The following is a 23,745-nucleotide window of genomic DNA, read 5'->3' on the forward strand; positions in this document are numbered from 1 at the left end:
AAGTAGGGGGAGTGTCAGGCCCCGACCGATGTCACCCAAAAGCTCACGGAGAGGTAGGGTCGTAAGCGGTCGGGGACATCCCATACAGCTCGCCGGCGCTCTTACCGGCGCACCAACGAGGAGATCGGTTCGTGACGATCCGCGTAGGCATCAACGGTTTTGGCCGAATTGGCCGCAACTATTTCCGGGCGCTCCTGGAGCAGGGAGCGGACATCGAGATCGTCGGTGTCAACGACCTGACTGACAACGCCACCCTGGTGCATCTGCTCAAGTACGACACCATCCTGGGCCGCCTCAAGGCCGAGGTCTCCCACACCGACGACAGCATCACCGTCGGCGGCCAGACCTTCAAGACCTTCGCCGAGCGTGACCCCGCCAACCTCCCCTGGGGCGAGCTGGGCGCCGACATCGTCATCGAGTCGACCGGCATCTTCACGAAGAAGGCCGACGCCGCCAAGCACATCGCCGCGGGCGCGAAGAAGGTCCTCATCTCGGCTCCGGCCAAGGACGAGGACATCACCATCGTGATGGGCGTCAACCACGACAAGTACGACGCGGCCAACCACCACGTCATCTCCAACGCCTCCTGCACCACCAACTGCGTGGCGCCGATGGCCAAGGTCCTCGACGAGAACTTCGGCATCGTCAAGGGCATGATGACGACGGTCCACGCGTACACGAACGACCAGCGCATCCTGGACTTCCCGCACTCGGACCTGCGTCGCGCCCGCGCCGCCGCCGAGAACATCATCCCGACCTCCACCGGTGCCGCCAAGGCCACCGCGCTGGTCCTCCCGCAGCTCAAGGGCAAGCTCGACGGCATCGCCATGCGCGTCCCGGTTCCGACCGGCTCGGTGACCGACCTGGTGCTGGAGCTCTCCCGCGAGACCACGGTGGAAGAGATCAACGCGGCCTTCCAGAAGGCTTCGGAGGGGCAGCTCAAGGGCATCCTCGACTACACCGAGGACGCGATCGTCTCTTCCGACATCGTGAACTGGCCCGCGTCCTGCACCTTCGACTCCTCCCTGACCATGGTTCAGGACGGTACGCAGGTCAAGGTCGTCGGCTGGTACGACAACGAGTGGGGCTACTCCAACCGTCTCGTCGACCTCACCGTCTTCGTCGGCGGTCAGCTCTAAAAACGTAGGGCAAGGCACCACGATGTGAAGCACAGGGTCCGAGCAGCGCGACGAAGCGCCGCACGGGCCCTGTTGCTTGCCTCGTTATCCTTCCTCGCCCTTCGAGTGAAGGCTCAAAGGAGTAGAAATACATGAAGACGATCGATGAACTGCTCGCCGAAGGCGTCAAGGGCAAGCGGGTCTTCGTCCGCGCGGACCTGAACGTCCCGCTGGCCGAGGGCACCATCACCGACGACGGCCGCATCCGCGCCGTCCAGCCCACGATCGCGAAGCTCGCCGAAGCCGGCGCCCGCGTCATCGTGGCCTCGCACCTGGGCCGCCCCAAGGGCGCCGGCGTCGAGCCGGCGTTCTCGCTCGCCCCGGCCGCCGCGCGCCTGGGCGAACTGCTCGGCGCGAACGTCGCGTTCGCCACCGACACCGTCGGCTCCTCCGCCAAGGAGACCGTCGCGGCCCTGACCGACGGCCAGGTCGCCGTGATCGAGAACCTGCGCTTCAACGCCGGTGAGACCTCGAAGGACGACGCCGAGCGCGGCGCCTTCGCGGACCAGCTCGCGGAGCTCGCCGACGTCTACGTCGGCGACGGCTTCGGCGCCGTGCACCGCAAGCACGCCTCGGTCTTCGACCTCCCGGCCCGCCTCCCGCACGCCGCCGGCTACCTCATCGCCACCGAGGTCGGCGTCCTGAAGAAGCTGACCGCCGAGGTCGAGCGCCCCTACGTGGTGGTCCTCGGCGGCGCCAAGGTCTCCGACAAGCTCGCCGTCATCGACGAGCTGCTCGGCAAGGCCGACCGCATCCTCATCGGCGGCGGCATGGCCTACACCTTCCTCTACGCCAAGGGCTACGAGGTCGGCATCTCCCTGCTCCAGAAGGACCAGGTGGAGGTCGTCAAGGAGTACATGAAGCGCGCCGAGGACACCGGGGTCGAGCTGGTCCTCCCGGTCGACGTGCTGGTCTCCGGGGAGTTCCCGGACCTCAAGGGCAAGACCCCGGCCACCTTCGAGACCGTCGACGCGGACAAGATCCCCGCCGACAAGGAGGGCCTGGACATCGGCCCGAAGACGCGTGAGCTGTACGCGTCGAAGATCGCCGATGCCAAGACCGTCTTCTGGAACGGCCCGGTGGGCGTCTTCGAGCACCCCGACTACGCCGGGGGCACCTCGGCCATCGCCCAGGCCCTGCTCGACAGCAGCGCCTTCACCGTCGTCGGCGGTGGCGACAGCGCCGCCGCGGTCCGCATCCTGGGCTTCGACGAAAATGCATTCGGCCACATCTCGACCGGTGGCGGCGCCTCCCTCGAATACCTCGAGGGCAAGACGCTCCCCGGCCTCGCCGCCCTGGAGGGCTGAACCCGTATGACCACGCGCACCCCGCTCATGGCGGGCAACTGGAAGATGAACCTCAACCACCTCGAGGCCATCGCCCACGTCCAGAAGCTCGCCTTCGCCCTCACCGACAAGGACTACGACGCCGTCGAGGTCGCGGTCCTGCCGCCCTTCGTCGACCTGCGCTCGGTCCAGACCCTGGTCGACGGCGACAAGCTGAAGATCAAGTACGGCGCCCAGGACATCTCCGCGCACGACTCCGGTGCCTACACCGGTGAGATCTCCGGCCCGATGCTGTCGAAGCTGAAGTGCACGTACGTGGCCGTCGGCCACAGCGAGCGCCGCCAGTACCACGGCGAGACCGACGAGCTCTGCAACGCCAAGGTCAAGGCCGCCTACCGGCACGGGCTCACCCCGATCCTGTGCGTCGGCGAGGGCCTGGACATCCGCAAGGCCGGCCGGCAGGTCGCCTACACGCTGAGCCAGCTCGACGGCGGCCTCGAAGGGGTCCCGGCCGACCAGGTCGAGTCCATCGTGATCGCCTACGAGCCCGTCTGGGCCATCGGGACCGGCGAGGTCGCCACCCCCGACGACGCCCAGGAGGTCTGCGGGGCGATCCGCGGCCGCCTCGCCGAGCTGTACTCGCAGGAGCTGGCCGACAAGGTCCGCATCCAGTACGGCGGCTCCGTGAAGTCCGGAAACATCGCGGCGATCATGGCCCAGCCCGACGTCGACGGCGCCCTGATCGGCGGCGCGGCGCTGGACGCGGAGGAGTTCGTCAAGATCGTCCGCTTCCGCGACCAGTGAGTATGCGGTAGGGCGGATCCGTCGTACCCTTGCGGGGGCCAGAGGCTGATGCATCAGCCCCTGGCCCCCGTGCACATCTCGCAAAGCCGGAAAGCCCGAAAAAGCCAGAAAGTAGGAATCAGCCGTGATTATGGGGTTCTCGATCGCCCTGATCGTCTTCAGCGCCCTGCTGATGCTGCTCGTGCTGATGCACAAGGGCAAGGGCGGCGGCCTCTCCGACATGTTCGGCGGCGGTATGCAGTCGTCGGTCGGCGGTTCCTCCGTCGCGGAGCGCAACCTGGACCGCATCACCGTGGTCGTCGGTCTGCTGTGGTTCGCGTGCATCGTCGCGCTCGGCCTGCTGACGAAGTCGAGCAGCTGACCGTTCTGGCCATTCCGGCAGTCCGGTCGGCACCGTCCGGCCTATCATGAGGGCCGGCGTTCATCGCGTGGAATCAGTAACTCCGCTCACTGGACGTGCGTTGGGCCTTACGTAGACTTGGGCGCTCCGCGGCGGAATTCCACTCACCTTCCGCGGCACCATCACGCAGGGAGTTACGACCGTGGCAAGTGGCAACGCGATCCGTGGTAGCCGGGTCGGAGCGGGGCCGATGGGTGAGGCGGAGCGCGGCGAGTCCGCGCCCCGTCTGCGCATCTCCTTCTGGTGCTCGAACGGGCACGAGACGCAGCCGAGCTTCGCCAGCGACGCGCAGGTGCCGGACACCTGGGACTGCCCGCGCTGCGGGTTCCCGGCCGGCCAGGACCGGGACAACCCCCCCGCGCCGCCGCGCACCGAGCCGTACAAGACGCACCTGGCGTACGTACGGGAACGACGCTCGGACGCCGACGGCGAGGCGATCCTGGCCGAGGCGCTCGCCAAGCTCCGCGGCGAGATCTGAGACGGCCCGAAGAGTGTGACGTGAGGTCCGGCCCCACAGGAACTTCTCCTGTGGGGCCGGGCCTCTTTGTGTGCGTTCTGCCGCTTGTGATCCCTTAAGTTGGAGGACGGCGGGGCACGACAGGACGGAAGAAGTGGGTTGATGTCCGAGATGAACGCAGGCACGCGTACGAAGCTGAACCGGACGCCGGAGTGGCTGGCACTCGGCAAGCACCGGGAGGAGTTCGGCCAGACGCATCTGCGCGAGCTGTTCGAGGAGAATCCCGGCCGCGGCTCCGGCTACACCCTGCAGGTCGGAGACCTGCACATCGACTACTCGAAGCACCTCGTCACCGACGAGACGCTCGCACTGCTCCGCGAGCTGGCCGAGGCCACCGGTGTGGCAGAGCTGCGCGAGGCGATGTTCCGCGGCGAGAAGATCAACACGACCGAGGACCGGGCGGTGCTGCACACCGCCCTGCGCGCACCGGCGGGCACGGTCGTCGAAGTGGACGGCGAGGACGTCGTTCCGGGCGTGCACGCCGTCCTCGACAAGATGGCCGACTTCTCCGACCGGATCAGGTCGGGAGCGTGGACCGGCTTCACGGGCAAGCGCATCAAGAACGTCGTCAACATCGGAATCGGCGGCTCCGACCTCGGCCCGGCCATGGCGTACGAGGCCCTGCGCGCCTTCGCCGAACGCGATCTGACGGTGCGCTTCGTCTCCAACGTCGACGGCGCGGACCTGCACGAGGCCGTGCGGGACCTGGACCCGGCCGAGACGCTGTTCATCATCGCCTCCAAGACCTTCACCACCATCGAGACCATCACCAACGCCACCTCGGCGCGCAGCTGGCTGCTCGCCGGGGTCGGCGGGGACCAGGCCGCCGTGGCCCGGCACTTCGTGGCGCTGTCGACCAACGCCGAGAAGGTCACCGACTTCGGCATCGATCCGGCCAATATGTTCGAGTTCTGGGACTGGGTCGGCGGACGCTACTCCTTCGACTCCGCCATCGGCCTCTCGCTGATGATCGCGATCGGCCCGGCCGCCTTCCGGGAGATGCTCGGCGGCTTCCACGCCATGGACGAGCACTTCCGCACGGCGCCCGCGCACGAGAACGCCCCGCTGCTGATGGGCCTGTTGGGGATCTGGTACGGCGCCTTCTTCGACGCCCAGTCGCACGCGGTGCTGCCGTACAGCCACTACCTCTCGCGCTTCACGGCGTACTTGCAGCAGCTCGACATGGAGTCCAACGGCAAGTCCGTGGACCGCGACGGCAATCCGGTGGAGTGGCAGACGGGCCCGGTGGTCTGGGGCACGCCCGGCACCAACGGGCAGCACGCCTACTACCAGCTGATCCACCAGGGCACCCGGATGATCCCCGCGGACTTCATCGGCTTCGCCCGGCCGGTGGCGGAGCTGGAGGCGGCCCCGGCGGCCCAGCACGACCTGCTGATGGCGAACTTCTTCGCGCAGACCCAGGCGCTGGCCTTCGGCAAGACGGCGGACGAGGTGCGTGCCGAGGGCGCCCCGGAGTCGCTGGTCCCGCACAAGACCTTCCACGGGAACCGCCCGACGACCACCATCCTGGCGGGAGAGCTCTCCCCGGCGGTGCTGGGCCAGCTGATCGCGCTCTACGAGCACAAGGTGTTCGTCCAGGGCGCGGTGTGGAACATCGACTCCTTCGACCAGTGGGGCGTCGAACTCGGCAAGGTGCTCGCCAAGCGGGTCGAGCCCGCGCTGAGCGAGGGCGCCGACGTGCCGGGGCTGGACGCCTCGACGAAGGCGCTGGTGGCCACGTACCGCACGCTGCGCGGCCGTAGCTGACGCAGGTACGAGAAGGGCCCGCCTCCCGGGAGGCGGGCCCTTCGGCGTCGGCCGTCGTCAGGAAGAGGCTGGCGGGTACATGCCGGCCGGGAGCTTCGCCGCCGCCGCGCGGTCCAGGAGCCACAGGGTGCGGGAGCGGCCGTACGCCGCCGCGGCCGGGGCCTGGACCTCGCCCGCGCCACCGAGGGCCAGGGAGACCGCCCCGGCCTTGTCCTCACCGGCGGCCAGCAGCCAGACCTCACGGGCCGCCCGGATCGCCGGGAGCGTGAGAGAGATCCGGGTGGGCGGGGGCTTCGGGGCGCCGTGCACGCCGACCACCGTGCGCTCGGTCTCGCGGGCCGCCGGGTGCTCCGGGAACAGCGAGGCCACGTGCGTGTCCGGGCCCACGCCCAGCATCAGCACGTCGAACCGGGGGACCGGACCGTGGTCCTCCGGACCGGCCGCCTTCGCCAGCTCGGCCGCGTAGGAGGCCGCTGCGGCGTCCACGTCGGCCCCGTACGGGCCGTCCGAGGCGGGCATCACGTGCACGCGGGCGGGGTCCACCGGGACCGCGTCCAGGAGGGCCTCGCGGGCCTGGGTGTGGTTGCGCTCGGGGTCGTCGGCGGGGACGTACCGCTCGTCGCCCCACCACAGGTCCAGCCGGGACCAGTCGATCGCGTCACGCGCGGGGGCGGCGGCCAGTGCCGCGAGCAGGCCGTTGCCGTTGCGTCCGCCGGTGAGGACGACGGACGCGCTGCCGCGGGCGGTCTGCGCGTCCACGATCTTCGTGATGAGCCGGGCCGCGGTGGCCTGGGCCATCAGTTCCTTGTCCCGGTGGACGACGACCTGGGGAGTCGTCATACCCATGTGCTGCCGCCTTCTTGGTTGTGCGGGTGGGATGCGGTGCGGGCGCCGCTGCGCGGAGCTGGTCCCCGCCCCGCCCTTTCGCCGTTTCCCTGGCTCTGCCCGGACCCGGTCCTCAAACGCCGGACGGGCTGAGAATCCAGCCTCGCCGGCGTTTGAGGCGCGGGGTCCGGGGCGGAGCCCCGGCAGCGGACCCGCGGTGGTGCTACTTGGCCGCGGCCTTCTTCGTCGGCTTGGCCGTCGGCTTCGAGGACTCGGCCTTGGCCGGAGCCTCGGCGGGTTCCCGCTCCACCGGGGCCGCCGACGTCTCCAGCCTCGCCACGCCGAACTTCAGCGAGGCCTCGTACGTGTTGTCCGGATCCAGCCTGCGCAGCTCCTCCGCCAGGAGCTCGGCCGTATCGCGGCGCTTGAGCGCCACCGCACGGTCGGGCTGCCCCGGCATGCACAGCGTGGCCAGCGCGCCGTCCGCCCGGTCCAGGACGATGTCGCCGTCCTTGGTGGACAGGCGTACGGCCGTCAGGCCCGGGCCCGACGACAGCGTGCGCCTGACGGGGACCTGGAGCCGGTCCGCCAGCCACATGGCCAGCAGTTCGCAGCTCGGGTTCTCGTCCTCGCCCTCGACGGTCGCCGAGACGACCGACAGGGCCTGCTGGTCCAGTGCGGCCGCCAGCATGGAGCGCCACGGGGTGATCCGGGTCCACGACAGGTCCGTGTCCCCGGGGGCGTACGCCTCCGCCCGGGCGCCGAGCACCTCGACCGGGTGCTCGGAGGAGTAGGTGTCCGTGATCCGACGCTGTCCCAGCGCGCCCAGCGGGTCGCCCGCCAGGTCTGCCGGAGCCCCTCCCGGCCACCAGACGACCACGGGCGCGTCGGGCAGCAGGAGAGGCAGCACGACCGACTGGGCATGGTTGACCAGTTCGCCGTGCAGGCGGAGCACAACCGTTTCCCCGCTGCCGGCGTCCGCCCCGACGCGGACCTCCGCGTCGAGCCGGGCGTCACGGCGGCTGCGGGGGGAGCGGCTGACCCGCTTGACCACGACGACGATCCGCGAGGGGTGTTCGTGGGACGCGTCGTTCGCCGACTTGAGCGCGTCGTACGCGTTCTCCTCGTCGGTCACGATCACCAGCGTGAGGACCATGCCGATGGCCGGCGTGCCGATGTCCCGGCGTGCCTGCACCATCGCGGCATTGATCTTGCTGGAGTTGGTCTCCGTGAGGTCGATCTTCATGGCCGGCGCCAGCTCCGTCCGTCTCGTGCGAGCATCTCGTCCGCCTCGACCGGCCCCCAGGTGCCCGCCGGGTACTGCGCGGGCTTGCCGTGCTTGTCCCAGTACTCCTCGATCGGGTCGAGGATGTTCCAGGACAGTTCGACTTCCTGGTGGCGCGGGAAGAGGTTCGCGTCGCCGAGGAGCACGTCGAGGATGAGCCGCTCGTACGCCTCGGGGCTGGACTCCGTGAAGGACTCGCCGTAGGCGAAGTCCATCGTGACGTCCCGGACCTCCATGGAGGTGCCCGGGACCTTGGAGCCGAAGCGGACCGTCACGCCCTCGTCCGGCTGGACCCGGATGACCAGGGCGTTCTGCCCCAGCTCCTCGGTCGCGCCCGACTCGAACGGCAGGTACGGGGCCCGCTTGAAGACGACCGCGATCTCGGTCACCCGGCGGCCCAGGCGCTTGCCCGTCCGCAGGTAGAACGGGACGCCCGCCCAGCGGCGGTTGTTGATCTCCAGGCGGATGGCCGCGTAGGTGTCGGTCTTCGACTTGGGGTCGATGCCGTCCTCTTCGAGGTACCCGACGACCTTCTCGCCGCCCTGCCAGGCGGCCGCGTACTGGCCGCGCACGGTGTGCTTGCCCAGGTCCTCGGGCAGCTGCACCGCGGTGAGCACCTTGAGCTTCTCGGCCACCAGCGCCTTGGGGTGGAAGGAGCCGGGCTCCTCCATCGCGGTCAGCGCGAGCAGCTGGAGCAGGTGGTTCTGGATGACGTCACGGGCGGCGCCGATACCGTCGTAGTACCCGGCCCGGCCGCCGATGCCGATGTCCTCGGCCATGGTGATCTGCACGTGGTCGACGTACGACCGGTTCCAGATCGGCTCGAACATCGTGTTGGCGAAGCGGAGCGCCAGGATGTTCTGGACGGTCTCCTTGCCGAGGTAGTGGTCGATCCGGAAGACCTCGTCGCGCGGGAAGACCTCGTGGACGACCTTGTTGAGTTCCTGGGCGCTCTTCAGGTCGTGTCCGAACGGCTTCTCGATGACGGCACGCCGCCAGGAGCCCTCCTTCTGCGCCAGCCCGTGGTCCTTGAGCTGCTGGACCACCTTGGGGAAGAACTTCGGCGGGACGGACAGGTAGAAGGCGAAGTTGCCGCCCGTGCCCTGTGCCTTGTCCAGCTCCTCTATGGTCGCTTTCAGCGTCTCGAAGGCGGCGTCGTCGTCGAAGTCGCCCGAGACGAAACGGCAGCCCTGCACGAGCTGCTGCCACACTTCCTCGCGGAAGGGCGTCCGGGAGTGCTCCTTGACCGCGTCGTGGACCACTTGGGCGAAGTCCTCGTCCTGCCACTCGCGGCGGGCGAACCCGATCAGCGAGAAGCCCGGCGGAAGCAGGCCTCTGTTGGCCAGGTCGTAGACGGCAGGCATCAGCTTCTTGCGCGACAGGTCACCCGTAACGCCGAAAATGACCAGGCCGGACGGCCCCGCGATGCGCGGGAGCCGCCGGTCCTGTGCGTCACGAAGCGGGTTCGCTCCGTTTACAGACAAGGTGTCAGGCCTCCGTGGGGGCGAGGCGCTCAAGCTCCGCCTCGGTCGACTTCAGCAGGTCGTTCCAGGACGCCTCGAACTTCTCGACGCCCTCGTCCTCGAGCAGCTGCACCACATCGTCGTACGAGATGCCCAGCTTCGCGACCGCGTCGAGCTCGGCGCGCGCCTGCTCGTAGGTGCCGCGCACGGTGTCGCCCGTGATCTGCCCGTGGTCGGCGGTGGCCTCCAGGGTGGCCTCCGGCATGGTGTTCACCGTGTTCGGGGCGACCAGGTCGTCCACGTACAGGGTGTCCTTGTACGCCGGGTCCTTGACGCCCGTCGAGGCCCACAGCGCACGCTGCTTGTTGGCGCCGTGCTTCTCCAGCGCGCTCCAGCGGTCCGAGGAGAAGACCTCCTCGTAGGCCTCGTAGGCCAGACGGGCGTTGGCGAGCGCCGCCTTGCCCTTGAGGGCCTTCGCCTCGTCGGTGCCGACCGCGTCCAGGCGCTTGTCGATCTCCGAGTCCACGCGGGACACGAAGAAGGAGGCGACCGAGTGGATCAGAGAAAGGTCCAGGCCGGAAGCCTTGGCCTTCTCCAGACCCGCCAGGTACGCGTCCATGACCTCGCGGTAGCGCTCCAGCGAGAAGATCAGCGTGACGTTGACGCTGATGCCCTTGCCGATGACCTGGGTGATCGCCGGCAGGCCGGCCTTGGTCGCCGGGATCTTGATGAGCGTGTTCGGGCGGTCCACCAGCCAGGCGAGCTGCTTGGCCTCGGCGATGGTCGCCGGGGTGTTGTGCGCCAGGCGCGGGTCGACCTCGATCGACACGCGGCCGTCCTGGCCGTCGGTGCGGTCGTAGACCGGGCGCAAGATGTCGGCGGCGTCCCTGACGTCCGCCGTCGTGATCATGCGCAGGGCCTCTTCCACGGTGACCTTGCGGGTCGCGAGGTCGGTGAGCTGCTGCTCGTAGCCCTCGCCGCCGCTGATGGCCTTCTGGAAGATCGCCGGGTTGGTGGTGACACCGACCACGTGCGACTGGTCGATGAGCTCGGCCAGGTTACCGGACGTGATGCGCTTGCGGGACAGGTCGTCCAGCCAGATCGCGACGCCTTCGTCGGAGAGGCGCTTGAGTGCGTCTGTCATGGGATTACATCTCCTACTTGGGTTGCGTACCGGCGTCAGCGCGCGGCGGCGGCGAGGGATTCGTGGGCGGCGGCCGCCACGTTCTCGGCGGTGAAGCCGAACTCGCGGAAGAGCACCTTCGCGTCGGCCGAGGCACCGAAGTGCTCCAGCGAGACGATCCGGCCGGCGTCACCGACGTAGCGGTGCCAGGTCAGGCCGATTCCCGCCTCGACCGCGACGCGGGCCTTCACCGACGGCGGCAGGACGCTGTCCTTGTACTCCTGGTCCTGCTCCTCGAACCACTCGACGGACGGCATCGAGACGACCCGGGTGGGGATGCCCTGTGCCTGGAGCTGCTCGCGGGCCTCGACGGCCAGGTGCACCTCGGAGCCGGTACCGATGAGGAGGACCTGCGCCGGGCCGCCCTCGGCCTCGAACAGGACGTACCCGCCCTTGGCGGCACCCTCGTTGCGCTCGTAGGTCGGCACACCCTGGCGGGTCAGCGCGAGGCCGTGCGGGGCACCCTTGCCGAAGACCTTGGTGTGGCGGCGCAGGATTTCGCGCCAGGCGATGGCGGTCTCGTTGGCGTCGGCCGGGCGGACGACGTTCAGGCCCGGGATGGCGCGCAGCGCGGCGAGGTGCTCGACCGGCTGGTGGGTCGGGCCGTCCTCGCCCAGACCGATGGAGTCGTGCGTCCACACGTACGTCACCGGCAGGTGCATCAGGGCGGACAGGCGGACGGCGTTGCGCATGTAGTCGGAGAACACCAGGAAGGTGCCGCCGTAGATGCGGGTGTGGCCGTGCAGCGCGATGCCGTTCATGGACGCGGCCATGGCGTGCTCGCGGATGCCGAAGTGGATGGTGCGGCCGTACGGGTCGGCCTCCGGCAGCGGGTTCCCCACCGGCAGGAACGAGGAGTCCTTGTCGATGGTGGTGTTGTTGGAGCCGGCCAGGTCGGCCGAGCCGCCCCACAGCTCCGGGATGACCGCGCCGAGCGCGCCGAGCACCTTGCCGGAGGCGGCGCGGGTGGCGACGCCCTTGCCGGCCTCGAAGACGGGGAGCTCGTCCTCCCAGCCCGCGGGCAGCTCGTTGGCGTTGATGCGGTCGAACTCGGCGGCGCGCTCCGGGTTGGCGGTGCGCCAGGCGGAGAACTCCTTCTCCCACTCGGCCTTGGCCTCGCGGCCGCGGTCGCCGAGGGCGCGGGTGTGCGCGATGACCTCGTCGGAGACCTCGAAGGTCTGCTGCGGGTCGAAGCCGAGGATGCGCTTGGTGGCCGCGACCTCGTCGTCGCCGAGCGCCGAGCCGTGGGCGGCCTCGGTGTTCTGGGCGTGCGGGGCGGGCCAGGCGATGATCGAGCGGGCCGCGATGAAGGACGGGCGGCCGGTCTCGGCCTTGGCGGCCTGGAGGGCGGCGAACAGCGCCTTCGGGTCGAGGTCGCCGTTCTCCTGCTGCTCGACGCGCTGGACGTGCCAGCCGTACGCCTCGTAGCGCCCCAGGGTGTCCTCGGAGACGGCCGTCTCCGTGTCACCCTCGATGGAGATGTGGTTGTCGTCCCACAGCAGGACGAGGTTGCCGAGCTTCTGGTGGCCGGCCAGCGCGGACGCCTCGTGCGAGATGCCCTCCTGGAGGCAGCCGTCGCCCGCGATCGCGTAGACCATGTGGTCGAACGGGGAGGTGCCCTCGGCGGCCTCCGGGTCGAACAGACCGCGCTCGTAGCGGGAGGCCATGGCCATGCCCACCGCGTTGGCGATGCCCTGGCCGAGGGGACCGGTGGTGGTCTCCACGCCGGCCGTGTGGCCGTACTCCGGGTGGCCGGGGGTCTTCGAGCCCCAGGTGCGGAACGCCTTCAGGTCGTCCAGCTCGAGCCCGAACCCGCCGAGGTAGAGCTGGGTGTAGAGCGTCAGGGAGGAGTGCCCCGCGGAGAGCACGAAGCGGTCGCGGCCAACCCACTCGGGGTCCGCCGGGTCGTGCCGCATCACCTTCTGGAAGAGGGTGTACGCGGCGGGGGCCAGGCTCATCGCCGTACCGGGGTGGCCGTTTCCGACCTTCTGGACCGCGTCAGCGGCCAGGATGCGGGCGGTGTCGACGGCCCGCTGGTCCAGTTCGGTCCACTCGAGCTCTGTGGTGGTCGGCTTGGTGCTCACCGTGGGTCAGGGCTCCTCTCCACATGTATGAATCCCGGTGACGAACGGTGCACCGGCGCGATTCCGAGCCTACCCCCGCAACGGCGTGCAGCTATTCGAGTGCAGGCAGTCCGTCACCGCGCCGCCGACCCGCGTTCACCCGCGCACCGGCGTCCGGCGAGGCCCGTCCCCCGTATGTATGCACGGTCCGATCGGCTCAACACGAGGCGACCCCGGCGCAGGGCGACGTAAGCGCAACGTCTACAGTGGCGTGGTACGCGCAAGCCTTAACCGGGCCTTCATGTCGTGAATGGTCCGAGTCGGAGCTTGCTGGATTCTCTCTCAGGGGTGTGCGTGACGGCCGTCGAATCCCGTCCAGCGGGGGTGCTCGGGACGAGCCCCGGTCACCGGCCGCTCGGGACCCGCGTCATGGCTTTCGTGGCATTGACCAAGCCGCGGATCATCGAACTTCTGCTGATCACCACAGTGCCGGTGATGTTCCTGGCGGAGCAGGGCGTTCCGTCGCTGCGGCTGGTCCTCGTGACCTGCCTCGGCGGCTACTTGTCCGCGGGCGGCGCCAATGCGCTGAACATGTACATCGACCGCGACATCGACGCGCTGATGGACCGGACCTCGCAGCGCCCGCTGGTGACCGGCATGGTCAGCCCACGGGAGTGCCTGGCCTTCGGCCTCACCCTGGCGGTCGTCTCCACCCTCTTCTTCGGCCTGCTCGTCAACTGGCTGTCGGCCGCGCTGTCGCTCGGCGCGCTCCTCTTCTACGTCGTGGTCTACACGATGCTGCTGAAGCGGCGCACCGCCCAGAACATCGTGTGGGGCGGCATCGCGGGCTGCATGCCGGTGCTCATCGGCTGGTCGGCCGTCAAGGACGAGGTCTCCTGGGCCGCGGTCGTCCTCTTCCTCGTCATCTTCTTCTGGACGCCGCCGCACTACTGGCCGCTGTCGATGAAGGTCAAGGACGACTACGCGCGGGCCGGCGTGCCGATGCTCCCGGTGGTCGCGGGCAACAAGGCCGTGGCGCGCCAGATCGTCCTCTACAGCTGGGTCATGGTGGCGGTCTCGCTGCTGCTGACCCCGCTGGGTTACACCGGCTGGTTCTACACCGCGGTCGCGCTGGTCTCGGGCGGCTGGTGGCTGTGGGAGGCGCACGCGCTCCACGCGCGGGCCAAGGCGGGCATCGTGGGCGCGAAGCTCAAGGAGATGCGCCTGTTCCACTGGTCCATCACCTACGTGTCGCTGCTGTTCGTGGCGGTGGCCGTGGATCCCTTCCTCCGTTGATTACTCGCCGGTAGCATGGCTTCCATGGGAGACACCGCAGACACGGCGGCCGCCGCAGGCGCCGCGGACAAGAAGCAGGACCGTAAGGCCGCGAACCTGGCCAGGCAGATCGGCGCGTTCGCCAGGCAGCACGGCGGCGCCGAGGGCCAGCTCGCCCACATCGGCCAGGCCGGCACCCGGATCGTGCTCGTGGGTACGGACGGTGGCTGGGGCGACCTGGTGGCCCCCACCTTCGAGGTGGCCCGGCTGGCCGCGGAGAAGGCGGCGCTGACCCTCCATGACGAGTTCGACGGGGAGTTCGCCGCGCGCGTGCGCACGGGCCCGTACGAGTGGACGCGGATGGCCGGCATCCAGATCGGCGGACCCCGGAACCCGGCGGCCTGAGCCCGGAAGAACCTCCCGGGACCCGGGAGTGCCGTCTCGGTCAACAGCCCGAGCAACACCTCACACCCCGCTCACCCGTTAGGACGTGTGGAAGCCCCTTCCTCACGTCCGCAACGGGATGCCCGGATGATCGAAACGCCGCCCCTGGTGGACCAGTACTGCCACGGAGTCCTCCGTACGGAGCTGGGCCTGGGCACCTTCGAGGCCCAGCTGATGCGCTCGGCCGGCCCGCCCGCCGCGGGCACCACCTTCTTCGACACGCAGACCGGCTTCGCGGTGCGCCGCTGGTGCCCGCCGCTGCTGGGGCTGGAGCAGCACGCCACCCCCGCCCGCTATCTCGCGCGGCGGCGCGAGCTGGGCGCGGCCGAGACCGCCCGGCGGCTGCTCAGGGGATCCGGCGTCGCCGCCTACCTGGTCGACACCGGGGTGCCCGGAGATCTCACCGGGCCCAAGGAGCTGGCGCTCGCCGGGGACGCCGAGGCCTTCGAGTCGGTCCGGCTGGAGCTACTGGCCGAGCAGGTCGCCGACACCTCCGGGACGGTGGGCGCCTTCCTCGCCAATCTCGCCGAGGCCGTCCACCACGCCGCCACCGGAGCCGCGGCCTTCACCTGCGCCACGGCCTTCGCCCGCGCGGACACCCCGGCCGTCGCACCCGAGCCGCCCGGTCCCGGCGCGGTGCGCGGGGCGGCCGGGCGGTGGCTGGCCCGGCGGCCGCGGGGCGGAGCCGTACGGGACCCCGTACTCCTGGCCCACCTGCTGTGGAGCGCGGTGGCGTCGGGGCTGCCGCTCCAGCTGCACACGGGCGAGGCCGACCCGGCCGCGCTGACCGGGTTCGTACGGGCCACCGCGGGCTTCGGGACACGGCTGGTGCTGCTCGGCGGATATCCGCACCACCGCCGCACCGCGCAGCTCGCGGCGGCCTTCCCGCACGTCTACGCCGATACGGGCGAGGCTCTCGGGCAGACCGGGGCGCGGGCCGCGGTGGTCCTGGCGGAGCTGCTGGAGATCGCGCCGTTCGGGAAGGTGCTGTTCTCCAGCGGCGGGCGGCAGCTGCCCGAACTGCACGCGGTGGGCGCCCTGGTCTTCCGCGAGGCGCTGGGCCGGGTGCTGGGCGGCTGGGCGGCCGAGGGTTCCTGGTCCTGGCGGGACGCGGAACGCGTGGCCGCCCTGGTCGCGGCGGGCAACGCCCGCCGCGTCTACCGCCTGGACCGGGGGCAGGGGCCGGGGGCGGGGTTCCGCGACTAGGCGGCGGAGAGCTGCGGGTCGGCCTGGGCGGGGATCTCCGCCTGCTCGGCCGGCCGCTCGCGCAGGCTCAGGGCGATCCGGAGTACGGCGATCCACACCAGGCAGGAGCCGAGCATGTGGGCGGCGACCAGGGCCTCGGGGACCTGGGTGGCGTACTGCACGTAGCCGATCGCGCCCTGGGCGAGCAGCACGACCAGCAGGTCGCGGGCGCGGGCCCGGGTGTCGGCGGGAGCGTCCACGACGCGCAGGACCAGCCACATCGCGATACCGAGCGCGCACACCAGCCAGGCGGAGACGGCGTGCACGTGGGCGGTGGTGTCCCAGTCGAAGGGCATCCGCTTGATCTCGCTGCTGTCACCGGCGTGCGGCCCGGAGCCGGTCACGACGGTGCCCGCCGCGATCAGGACGAGGGTGGTCGCGAGCAGCGCCCACGACAGCTTGCGCACCGGGCCGGGCACGCGCGGCCGGGGGGCGCCGTCGCCTTCGCGGGTGCGCTGCCAGGTGACCGTCGTCACGGTGAGCAGCGCGGTGGCGAGGAGGAAGTGCCCGGCCACGCTGTACGGGTTGAGCCCGGTCAGGACGGTGATGCCGCCCAGTACGGCGTTGGCCATCACGGTGAAGAACTGCACCCAGCCGAGCTTCGTCAGGGAGTGCCGCCAGGGCTTGGCCGAGCGGGTGGCGATGATCGCCCAGCCGACGGCCGCGCTGAGCACGTAGGTCAGCATGCGGTTGCCGAATTCGATGGCGCCGTGGAAGCCCTGCTCCTGCGTCACGATCAGGCTGTCGTCGGTGCACTTGGGCCAGGTGTCGCAGCCGAGGCCGGATCCGGTCAGCCGTACCGCGCCGCCGGTGACGACGATGACCACGCTCATGACGAGCGCGGCGAGTGCGGCCCGCTGGACGGTCCGGGGTGACGGGGTCCAGCGGCTGGCGATGTGGGCGAGGGGGTTCAACACGCCCCATATCGTAGGCGACCCCTTGTGCAAAGTTTCACGAGGGGGTGGCCAGGGGCGTGTCCGGGCCGACGGCCAGCCGGTACCTCGCCTCCGCGGGGCCGCCCTCCTCCTGCCACCACAGGAGGATGCGCCAATGGGTGCCGTCGCCCGGGTAGGCCGCCGAGCCGGCGAACCCGCGGACTAATTCACCCGCTACGTCCTCGGCCGTCCGATTCCTTATTTCTGTGGTGCTGTGCCAGGGGTGTTCGAGTACGTTCCACAGGCCGTCAGGTCCGCGCACCTCGAAGCGCCACACCGCGAGCCAGGGGGTGACCTCCAGCATCGTGCGCACCTGCTCGGCGTCGAGACCCAGCCCGGCCGCGATCCGCGGCTCCGCCACCCCCTGGATACGGGCGGCCACCACGGCCCGGGGCAGCAGCCGTTCGGGCAGCAGCCCCTGCGTGCGCAGACTGACCAGCGAGCCGAAGGTCAGGAAGCGCAGCCGCAGTTCCAGCTGGCGGCCGATGTGGTCGAGGGCCTCCTCGGCCTCCCCGGACTCCTCCGCGGCCGGGTCCGCGAGCAGCAGCCGGCGGAAGTCGGACTCGGCGGCCACGGCCCAGGCCACGGCCTCCTCGGCGAACCCCAGCTCGGCGAGGCGGTCCCCGAGGAACACCTTGGCCTGCGCTAGGCCCCGCCGGTTGACCGGATCCCGCTGGTCCAGCCCCGCCCACACCTCCACCGCGGTCCGGGTCAGATCGCGGGCGCGCTCACCGGCCGCCCGGTCCATGGCGCTCGGCCCCTCGCCGGCGGCCGGGCCCAGCGGGTGCTTCGGCAGCCGGGCCCCGTCGCTGAGCGGCCAGGAGAGCCAGACCCCGTGGTTGATCAGCCCGCGGGCGTACCAGCGGGCGAACTCGGGGGAGTGTCCGGCCGCGCGCTCGGAGCTGCGCAGCCCCTCCTCGATCGTGGCGAGGGCGCCCGCGCGGTCCCCCGCGGCGAACCGCGCGGCGGCCCGGTCGGCGAGGCGCAGCCCCAGCAGCGCGGTGCACCGGGGGTCGTCCGTGAACGGGCGCAGGGCGCCGATCAGCTCGTCGAGGAGCCGTTCGCGCTCCCCGGGCTCCGTGTGCTCCGCCCCCGACCGCACCCGTGCCCATTGACCGTCCAGCCGTAGAACGGCGTCCCGCTGCACCATGTCCGCCCCCCGGCTTCATGTGTGAGGGGCCCATCCTCGCGGCATCGCCTCCGGGAGGGGAGGGATTTCATTCCCAGCGGAAGAGCCGCGCGGCGGCGCCCAGACCGAGTACGGCCCAGCCCGCGAGTACGGCCGCGTCGCCCCAGGGGAGCGGAGCCCCGTGCTGGAGCACCTCGCGCAGCCCGTCGGACAGGGCCGCGATGGGCAGCAGCCCGAGGACGGACTGCGCGGCGTCCGGGAACTTCTCCAGCGGCACGATGACCCCGCCGCCGACGAGCAGCAGCAGGAAGACCAGGTTGGCGGCGGCCAGGGTCATCTCGGCCTTGAGGGTGCCCGCCATCAGCAGCCCGAGCCCGGAGAAGGCAGCGGTGCCCAGCAGGATCAGCGCGGCCACCGACAGCGGGTCGCCCTGCGGGGACCAGCCCAGCGCGAGGGCGATCGCCGTCAGCAGGGCGATCTGCAGTACCTCGGTGACCAGTACCGAGAGGGTCTTGGCGGCCATCAGGGCCCAGCGCGGCAGCGGGGAGGCCCCGAGCCGCTTGAGGACCCCGTAGCGGCGGTCGAAGCCGGTGGCGATGGCCTGGCCGGTGAAGGCGGTGGACATCACGGCGAGCGCCAGGATCCCGGGCGCGAGGAAGTCCACGGACTTCCCGCTGCCGCCCTCTTGAACGGGCACAGTGACGATGTCGACAGCAGAGAAGAGGGTCAGCAGCAGCGCCGGGATGATCACGGTCAGCAGCAGCTGTTCCCCGTTGCGCAGCAGCATCCGGGTCTCCAGCGCCGTCTGCGCGAGGATCATGCGGGACACGGGCGCGGCCCCCGGGCTGGGGGTGAACGTACCGGCGCTCATGCGCGCAGCTCCTTGCCTGTCAGTTCGAGGAAGACGTCCTCGAGGGTGTGCCGTTCCACCGTGAGGCTGCTCGGCATCACGCCGTGCTGCGCGCACCAGGAGGCGACGGTGGCCAGCAGCTGCGGGTGGACGTCGCCGGTGACCCGGTAGACGCCCGGGGTGAGCTCGGCGGCCTCGGTGCCGTCGGGCAACGCCTTCAGGAGCGAGGCGAGGTCGAGGGAGGGGCGGCCGGTGAAGCGCAGGGTGTTCTCGGCGCCGCCCCGGCACAGCTGCTCGGGGCTGCCGTGGACGACGACCTTGCCCGCGTCCACGATGGCGACCTCGTCGGCGAGCTGCTCGGCCTCGTCCATGTGGTGGGTGGTGAGGACGACGGTGACCCCGTCGGTGCGCAGCTCCCGTACGAGGTCCCAGGTCGCGCGGCGGGCCTGCGGGTCCAGGCCGGCGGTGGGCTCGTCGAGGAAGACCAGCTCGGGGCGGCCCACCACGGCCATGGCCAGGGCCAGGCGCTGCTGCTGGCCGCCGGAGAGCCGGCGGTAGGGGGTGCGGCCGCAGCCGCCGAGTCCGAGGCGTTCCACCAGGGTGCCGACGTCGAGCGGGTCGGCGTAGAGCTTGGCCATGTGGCGGAGCATCTCGACGGCGCGGGCTCCGGAGTAGACGCCGCCGGACTGCAGCATCACGCCGATCCGCGGGCGCAGGGCCCCGGCCTGGGCGACCGGGTCGAGGCCGAGGACGCGGACGGTGCCGGCGTCGGGGCGGCGGTAGCCCTCGCAGGCCTCCACCGTGGTCGTCTTGCCCGCGCCGTTGGGACCGAGGACCGCGGTGACGGAGCCGCTCCGGACGGTGAGGTCCAGGCCGTCCACCGCGGTCTTGGTGCCGTACCGCTTCACCAGTCCGCGGATCTCCACGGCGGGGTCGTTGCTCATGAGGGGTGAGTCTACGGAGCCCGGGGAGGGGTCGTGGGTCCCGGGGTCGGGGCCCCTTCGCCTCCGGTTCGGCTCCGGTTCGCCTTCGGTTCGGGGCCAGGGATTCGAACGCCGCGTCGCGAATACTGTTCTTTTCAGTCGGTCGGCCCTGGAGGCGTCGGCATGTTTCCGTGATCTTTTCCGGAAGTCGATCTTTTCGGCGCCGGGGAACCGGCGCGGGGGCAGATGTGCTGGTGGGGGGCGGTTTTAGGGCTCGTAGGAGGCATCCGGAAAAGTAGCGGAATGATGCCCTCCGAATAACTCTCCGTCGATAAATAAGGTAACCCTTAGTGATGGAGGCCACCAGGGGTGGCGTCCATCACGACTTGTCGCCGCTCGGTTAATTACGCAACAATGGCGTTGTGAAATACGGCGAACGGCAGATCGACACCCTCCAGGGGGAGCTCGGCACCGGGGAGCGGTCAACCCGCAACCGCGTGGCGCGCTCGATCCTGGACCACGGTCCGTCCACCGTCGCCGACCTCGCCCAGCGTCTCGGCCTCACCCAGGCCGCCGTCCGCCGCCACCTCGACACGCTCGTCACGGACGACGTGGTCGAACCCCGTGAGCAGCGTGTGTACGGTGCGCGCACCCGGGGTCGGCCCGCCAAGGTCTTCGCGCTCACCGACTGTGGCCGCGACGCCTTCGACCAGTCCTACGACACGCTCGCCGCGGACGCCCTGCGCTGGATCGCGCAGTCGGCCGGCGGCGGCGAACAGGGCGAGGTGGCCGTCGCGGCCTTCGCCAGGTCGCGGATGGAAACGCAGGCGCGGGCCTACAAGGAGGCCGTCGAGGCCGCCGCCCCGCAGGAGCGCACGGAGGCCCTTGCCAGGGCGTTGACCACGGACGGGTACGCTGCTACGGCGAAGAGCGCTCCCGGTCCGCACAGCGGTGAACAGCTCTGCCAGCACCACTGCCCGGTCGCGCACGTCGCCGAGCAGTTCCCGCAGCTCTGCGAGGCGGAGACCGAGGTCTTCTCCCGCCTGCTGGGGACCCATGTGCAGCGCCTCGCCACGATCGCCCATGGCGACGGGGTGTGCACGACGTTCATTCCGCGTGGCGCGAGCACCACACAGACCGACACATCAGCATCTGCAAGTACGGCCGGGAGGAACCCCGCATGACCACGGAGATCGCTCACCCTGAGCTCGATGGCCTGGGCACTTACGAATACGGCTGGGCCGACTCCGACGCGGCCGGTGCCGCTGCCAAGCGGGGTCTGTCCGAAGATGTCGTCCGCGACATCTCGGCGAAGAAGTCCGAGCCGGAGTGGATGCTCAAGCTCCGCCTCAAGGGCCTGAAGCTGTTCGACAAGAAGCCCATGCCGAACTGGGGTTCCGACCTCTCGGGCATCGACTTCGACAACATCAAGTACTTCGTGCGTTCCACCGAGAAGCAGGCCGCTTCGTGGGAGGACCTGCCCGAGGACATCAAGAACACGTACGACAAGCTCGGCATCCCGGAGGCGGAGAAGCAGCGCCTCGTCGCCGGTGTCGCGGCCCAGTACGAGTCCGAGGTCGTCTACCACCAGATCCGTGAGGACCTGGAGGAGCAGGGCGTCATCTTCCTCGACACGGACACCGCGCTCAAGGAGCACCCGGAGCTCTTCCAGGAGTACTTCGGCACGGTCATCCCGGTCGGCGACAACAAGTTCGCGTCGCTGAACACCGCGGTGTGGTCCGGCGGCTCCTTCATCTACGTCCCCAAGGGCGTGAAGGTCGACATCCCGCTCCAGGCCTACTTCCGTATCAACACGGAGAACATGGGCCAGTTCGAGCGGACGCTGATCATCGTCGACGAGGACGCCTACGTCCACTACGTCGAGGGCTGCACCGCCCCGATCTACTCCTCGGACTCGCTGCACAGCGCCGTGGTCGAGATCATCGTCAAGAAGGGCGGCCGCTGCCGCTACACGACGATCCAGAACTGGTCGAACAACGTCTACAACCTGGTCACCAAGCGCGCCGTGGCGTACGAGGGCGCGACCATGGAGTGGATCGACGGCAACATCGGTTCCAAGGTCACCATGAAGTACCCGGCCGTCTACCTGATGGGCGAGCACGCCAAGGGCGAGACCCTGTCCATCGCCTTCGCGGGCGAAGGCCAGCACCAGGACGCCGGATCCAAGATGGTCCACATGGCGCCGAACACCTCCTCGAACATCGTCTCCAAGTCGGTGGCCCGGGGCGGCGGCCGCACCTCCTACCGAGGCCTGGTCGAGATCGGCGAGGGCGCCCACGGCTCGAAGTCCAACGTGCTGTGCGACGCGCTCCTGGTCGACACCATCTCGCGCTCGGACACGTACCCCTACGTGGACGTCCGCGAGGACGACGTCTCCATGGGCCACGAGGCCACGGTCTCCAAGGTCTCCGACGACCAGCTCTTCTACCTGATGAGCCGCGGTATGACGGAGTTCGAGGCGATGGCCATGATCGTGCGCGGCTTCGTCGAGCCCATCGCGCGCGAGCTGCCCATGGAGTACGCCCTGGAGCTGAACCGGCTGATCGAGCTGCAGATGGAGGGATCGGTCGGCTGACCGCCGGCCGCGCGGCGTCCCCCGCCGCACATCCTTTGACGTAGGCAGTGTTCTTTAAAGAGAGTGAGCAAGACGACAGCCATGGCTGAGGCTCAGAACATTCCGGCGGGTTCGACCACCGCCGGCGCGATCGCGGTGGCCGCCGAGTCCACCGTTGCCACCCGGATGAGTGCGCCCCCGTCCTTCGACGTGGCGGACTTCCCGGTTCCGAACGGCCGCGAGGAGGAGTGGCGCTTCACGCCGCTCGCCCGCCTCAAGGGCCTGCACGACGGCACCGCGGTCGCCAACGGCACCATGAAGGCCCAGATCGACGCGCCCGAGGGCGTCACGGTCGAGTCGGTGGAGCGCGGCGACGCGCGCATCGGCAAGGCCGGCACCCCCGTGGACCGGATCGCCGCCCAGGCGTTCTCGTCCTTCGCCAAGGCCACGGTCGTCACCGTGCCCAAGGAGACGGTCCTGACCGAGCCGGTGCGTGTGGCGCTGCACGGCGAGGGCGGCACCACCTTCGGCCACACCGTCTTCGACGTGCAGGCCTTCGCCGAGGCCGTCATCGTCATCGACCACACCGGTGACGGCGTGCGCGCCGCCAACGTCGACTTCCTGGTCGGCGACGGCGCCAAGCTCACCGTCGTGTCCGTGCAGGACTGGGACGACACCGCCGTCCACTGCTCCCAGCACAACACGCTGGTCGGCCGCGACGCGACCTTCAAGTCGGTCGTGGTCACCTTCGGCGGCGACCTCGTGCGCCTCCACCCGCGTATCAGCTACGCCGGCCCCGGCGGCGAGGCCGAGCTCTTCGGCCTGTACTTCACGGACGCCGGCCAGCACCAGGAGCACCGCCTCCTGGTCACGCACGACGCCCCGCACTGCAAGTCGAACGTGGTCTACAAGGGCGCGCTCCAGGGCCAGGACGCCCACGCCGTCTGGATCGGTGACGTGCTCATCCAGAAGAGCGCCGAGGGCACCGACACCTACGAGATGAACCGCAACCTCGTCCTCACGGACGGCGCGCGGGTCGACTCGGTGCCGAACCTGGAGATCGAGACCGGCGAGATCGTCGGCGCCGGCCACGCCTCCGCGACCGGCCGCTTCGACGACGAGCAGCTCTTCTACCTGCAGGCCCGTGGCATCCCGGCCGACGAAGCCCGCCGCCTGGTCGTCCGCGGCTTCTTCGCGGAGCTCGTCCAGCAGATCGGTGTCGACGACATCGAGGAGCGTCTGCTCGCCAAGATCGAGACCGAGCTCCAGGGTTCCGTCTGATGAATTACGTCAAGGCCTGCGCGCTCAGCGAGCTGGAGGAGAACACCCCGAAGCGGGTGGAACTCGACGGCACGCCGGTGTCCATCGTCTCCACCGAGGGGGAGGTGTTCGCGATCAACGACATCTGCTCGCACGCGAACGTCTCGCTCTCGGAGGGCGAGGTCGAAGACTGCATGATCGAGTGCTGGCTGCACGGGTCGGCCTTCGACCTGCGCACCGGCAAGCCTTCGGGTCTGCCCGCGACGCGCCCCGTACCCGTATACCCCGTAAAGATCGAAGGGGACGACGTGCTCGTCTCCCTCACCCAGGAGTCCTGA

General features: G+C 70.1%; 22 protein-coding genes. 13 read left to right on the plus strand and 9 right to left on the minus strand.

All coding sequences use genetic code 11. The features are described from left to right. Positions 1-131: 131 nt before the first annotated feature. The 6 genes from gap (at position 132) to pgi (ending at position 5,952) form a co-directional block, all read left to right on the plus strand. Positions 132-1,139 carry a type I glyceraldehyde-3-phosphate dehydrogenase gene (gene gap, locus ACZ573_RS21905; RefSeq protein ID WP_030009077.1) on the plus strand — a complete coding sequence of 336 codons (1,008 nt, stop codon included), beginning with the start codon at positions 132-134 and terminating at the stop codon, positions 1,137-1,139. A gap of 131 nt (positions 1,140-1,270) precedes the next feature. Next, positions 1,271-2,485 (plus strand): phosphoglycerate kinase, encoded by a 1,215-nt coding sequence (locus ACZ573_RS21910; RefSeq protein WP_471306666.1) that lies wholly within the window; start codon positions 1,271-1,273, stop codon positions 2,483-2,485. Between the two features lie 6 nt (positions 2,486-2,491). After that, positions 2,492-3,268 carry a triose-phosphate isomerase gene (gene tpiA, locus ACZ573_RS21915; RefSeq protein WP_471306667.1) on the plus strand — a complete coding sequence of 259 codons (777 nt, stop codon included), beginning with the start codon at positions 2,492-2,494 and terminating at the stop codon, positions 3,266-3,268. A gap of 130 nt (positions 3,269-3,398) precedes the next feature. Next, the gene (secG, locus tag ACZ573_RS21920) at positions 3,399-3,629 is read left to right on the plus strand and encodes a preprotein translocase subunit SecG (protein ID WP_030009080.1); all 231 of its coding nucleotides are present in this window, start codon (positions 3,399-3,401) and stop codon (positions 3,627-3,629) included. 181 nt (positions 3,630-3,810) lie between these two features. Beyond that, positions 3,811-4,146 (plus strand): RNA polymerase-binding protein RbpA, encoded by a 336-nt coding sequence (locus tag ACZ573_RS21925; protein ID WP_010352468.1) that lies wholly within the window; start codon positions 3,811-3,813, stop codon positions 4,144-4,146. Positions 4,147-4,296: 150 nt separating this feature from the next. Further along, the gene (gene pgi / locus ACZ573_RS21930) at positions 4,297-5,952 is read left to right on the plus strand and encodes a glucose-6-phosphate isomerase (RefSeq protein ID WP_471306835.1); all 1,656 of its coding nucleotides are present in this window, start codon (positions 4,297-4,299) and stop codon (positions 5,950-5,952) included. Between the two features lie 57 nt (positions 5,953-6,009). Here pgi and pgl read toward each other — a convergent pair whose 3' ends face one another. The 5 genes from pgl to tkt all read right to left on the minus strand — a co-directional run bounded on the left by pgl (position 6,010) and on the right by tkt (position 12,792). Beyond that, positions 6,010-6,792, minus strand: a complete 783-nt coding sequence (gene pgl / locus ACZ573_RS21935; protein ID WP_471306669.1) for a 6-phosphogluconolactonase — start codon at positions 6,790-6,792, stop codon at positions 6,010-6,012. Positions 6,793-7,000: 208 nt separating this feature from the next. Then, a complete protein-coding gene (opcA, locus tag ACZ573_RS21940; protein ID WP_471306671.1) occupies positions 7,001-8,023 on the minus strand; it encodes a glucose-6-phosphate dehydrogenase assembly protein OpcA in 1,023 nt (340 codons plus the stop codon). Then, positions 8,020-9,546 carry a glucose-6-phosphate dehydrogenase gene (zwf, locus tag ACZ573_RS21945; RefSeq protein ID WP_471306673.1) on the minus strand — a complete coding sequence of 509 codons (1,527 nt, stop codon included), beginning with the start codon at positions 9,544-9,546 and terminating at the stop codon, positions 8,020-8,022. Before zwf ends, opcA begins: the two co-directional genes overlap by 4 nt. Before the next feature lie 4 nt (positions 9,547-9,550). Continuing rightward, the gene (gene tal / locus ACZ573_RS21950) at positions 9,551-10,669 is read right to left on the minus strand and encodes a transaldolase (protein ID WP_471306675.1); all 1,119 of its coding nucleotides are present in this window, start codon (positions 10,667-10,669) and stop codon (positions 9,551-9,553) included. Between the two features lie 35 nt (positions 10,670-10,704). Beyond that, entirely contained in the window at positions 10,705-12,792 is a 2,088-nt protein-coding gene (tkt, locus tag ACZ573_RS21955) for a transketolase (protein WP_471306677.1), read from the minus strand. Between the two features lie 327 nt (positions 12,793-13,119). Here tkt and ACZ573_RS21960 point away from each other — a divergent pair, with 327 nt between their 5' ends. The 3 genes from ACZ573_RS21960 to ACZ573_RS21970 all read left to right on the plus strand — a co-directional run bounded on the left by ACZ573_RS21960 (position 13,120) and on the right by ACZ573_RS21970 (position 15,696). Next, a complete protein-coding gene (locus ACZ573_RS21960; protein WP_471306837.1) occupies positions 13,120-14,067 on the plus strand; it encodes a heme o synthase in 948 nt (315 codons plus the stop codon). 24 nt (positions 14,068-14,091) lie between these two features. Next, positions 14,092-14,451 carry a hypothetical protein gene (locus tag ACZ573_RS21965; protein ID WP_471306679.1) on the plus strand — a complete coding sequence of 120 codons (360 nt, stop codon included), beginning with the start codon at positions 14,092-14,094 and terminating at the stop codon, positions 14,449-14,451. Positions 14,452-14,577: 126 nt separating this feature from the next. Then, a complete protein-coding gene (locus ACZ573_RS21970; RefSeq protein ID WP_471306680.1) occupies positions 14,578-15,696 on the plus strand; it encodes an amidohydrolase family protein in 1,119 nt (372 codons plus the stop codon). Here the strand turns inward: ACZ573_RS21970 and ACZ573_RS21975 are convergent. The 4 genes from ACZ573_RS21975 to ACZ573_RS21990 form a co-directional block, all read right to left on the minus strand. After that, positions 15,693-16,682, minus strand: coding sequence for a COX15/CtaA family protein (locus tag ACZ573_RS21975; protein WP_471306682.1), 990 nt, complete (start codon positions 16,680-16,682; stop codon positions 15,693-15,695). The two genes, ACZ573_RS21970 and ACZ573_RS21975, sit on opposite strands and share 4 nt — an antisense overlap. A gap of 4 nt (positions 16,683-16,686) precedes the next feature. Then, a complete protein-coding gene (locus tag ACZ573_RS21980; RefSeq protein WP_471306685.1) occupies positions 16,687-17,820 on the minus strand; it encodes a hypothetical protein in 1,134 nt (377 codons plus the stop codon). A gap of 67 nt (positions 17,821-17,887) precedes the next feature. Continuing rightward, positions 17,888-18,670: an ABC transporter permease gene (locus tag ACZ573_RS21985; protein ID WP_471306687.1), complete on the minus strand. Its 783-nt coding sequence runs from the start codon at positions 18,668-18,670 to the stop codon at positions 17,888-17,890. Continuing rightward, the gene (locus ACZ573_RS21990; RefSeq protein ID WP_471306689.1) at positions 18,667-19,593 is read right to left on the minus strand and encodes an ABC transporter ATP-binding protein; all 927 of its coding nucleotides are present in this window, start codon (positions 19,591-19,593) and stop codon (positions 18,667-18,669) included. Before ACZ573_RS21990 ends, ACZ573_RS21985 begins: the two co-directional genes overlap by 4 nt. 401 nt (positions 19,594-19,994) lie before the next feature. Here ACZ573_RS21990 and ACZ573_RS21995 point away from each other — a divergent pair, with 401 nt between their 5' ends. From ACZ573_RS21995 to ACZ573_RS22010, 4 genes are all read left to right on the plus strand, one after another. After that, positions 19,995-20,756, plus strand: a complete 762-nt coding sequence (locus tag ACZ573_RS21995) for a helix-turn-helix transcriptional regulator (protein ID WP_471306691.1) — start codon at positions 19,995-19,997, stop codon at positions 20,754-20,756. After that, positions 20,753-22,168, plus strand: a complete 1,416-nt coding sequence (gene sufB / locus ACZ573_RS22000; protein ID WP_030762516.1) for a Fe-S cluster assembly protein SufB — start codon at positions 20,753-20,755, stop codon at positions 22,166-22,168. The genes ACZ573_RS21995 and sufB overlap by 4 nt, the downstream gene beginning before the upstream one ends. A gap of 81 nt (positions 22,169-22,249) precedes the next feature. After that, positions 22,250-23,428, plus strand: a complete 1,179-nt coding sequence (sufD, locus tag ACZ573_RS22005; RefSeq protein WP_471306693.1) for a Fe-S cluster assembly protein SufD — start codon at positions 22,250-22,252, stop codon at positions 23,426-23,428. Beyond that, positions 23,428-23,745: a bifunctional 3-phenylpropionate/cinnamic acid dioxygenase ferredoxin subunit gene (locus ACZ573_RS22010; protein WP_030009135.1), complete on the plus strand. Its 318-nt coding sequence runs from the start codon at positions 23,428-23,430 to the stop codon at positions 23,743-23,745. Before sufD ends, ACZ573_RS22010 begins: the two co-directional genes overlap by 1 nt.

The sequence above is a fragment of the Streptomyces sp. NPDC040545 genome, from assembly GCF_055595065.1.

What these genes read in the sequence shown, in the direction of transcription:
- ACZ573_RS21910 (WP_471306666.1), top strand. Translation starts at nt 1,271, where the DNA reads ATGAAGACGATCGATGAACTGCTCGCCGAAGGCGTCAAGGGCAAGCGG.
- tpiA (WP_471306667.1), top strand. Translation starts at nt 2,492, where the DNA reads ATGACCACGCGCACCCCGCTCATGGCGGGCAACTGGAAGATGAACCTC.
- secG (WP_030009080.1), top strand. Translation starts at nt 3,399, where the DNA reads ATGGGGTTCTCGATCGCCCTGATCGTCTTCAGCGCCCTGCTGATGCTG.
- pgi (WP_471306835.1), top strand. Translation starts at nt 4,297, where the DNA reads ATGAACGCAGGCACGCGTACGAAGCTGAACCGGACGCCGGAGTGGCTG.
- pgl (WP_471306669.1), bottom strand. Translation starts at nt 6,792, where the DNA reads ATGACGACTCCCCAGGTCGTCGTCCACCGGGACAAGGAACTGATGGCC.
- opcA (WP_471306671.1), bottom strand. Translation starts at nt 8,023, where the DNA reads ATGAAGATCGACCTCACGGAGACCAACTCCAGCAAGATCAATGCCGCG.
- tal (WP_471306675.1), bottom strand. Translation starts at nt 10,669, where the DNA reads ATGACAGACGCACTCAAGCGCCTCTCCGACGAAGGCGTCGCGATCTGG.
- ACZ573_RS21965 (WP_471306679.1), top strand. Translation starts at nt 14,092, where the DNA reads ATGGGAGACACCGCAGACACGGCGGCCGCCGCAGGCGCCGCGGACAAG.
- ACZ573_RS21970 (WP_471306680.1), top strand. Translation starts at nt 14,578, where the DNA reads ATGATCGAAACGCCGCCCCTGGTGGACCAGTACTGCCACGGAGTCCTC.
- ACZ573_RS21980 (WP_471306685.1), bottom strand. Translation starts at nt 17,820, where the DNA reads ATGGTGCAGCGGGACGCCGTTCTACGGCTGGACGGTCAATGGGCACGG.
- ACZ573_RS21985 (WP_471306687.1), bottom strand. Translation starts at nt 18,670, where the DNA reads ATGAGCGCCGGTACGTTCACCCCCAGCCCGGGGGCCGCGCCCGTGTCC.
- ACZ573_RS21990 (WP_471306689.1), bottom strand. Translation starts at nt 19,593, where the DNA reads ATGAGCAACGACCCCGCCGTGGAGATCCGCGGACTGGTGAAGCGGTAC.
- sufB (WP_030762516.1), top strand. Translation starts at nt 20,753, where the DNA reads ATGACCACGGAGATCGCTCACCCTGAGCTCGATGGCCTGGGCACTTAC.
- sufD (WP_471306693.1), top strand. Translation starts at nt 22,250, where the DNA reads ATGGCTGAGGCTCAGAACATTCCGGCGGGTTCGACCACCGCCGGCGCG.
- ACZ573_RS22010 (WP_030009135.1), top strand. Translation starts at nt 23,428, where the DNA reads ATGAATTACGTCAAGGCCTGCGCGCTCAGCGAGCTGGAGGAGAACACC.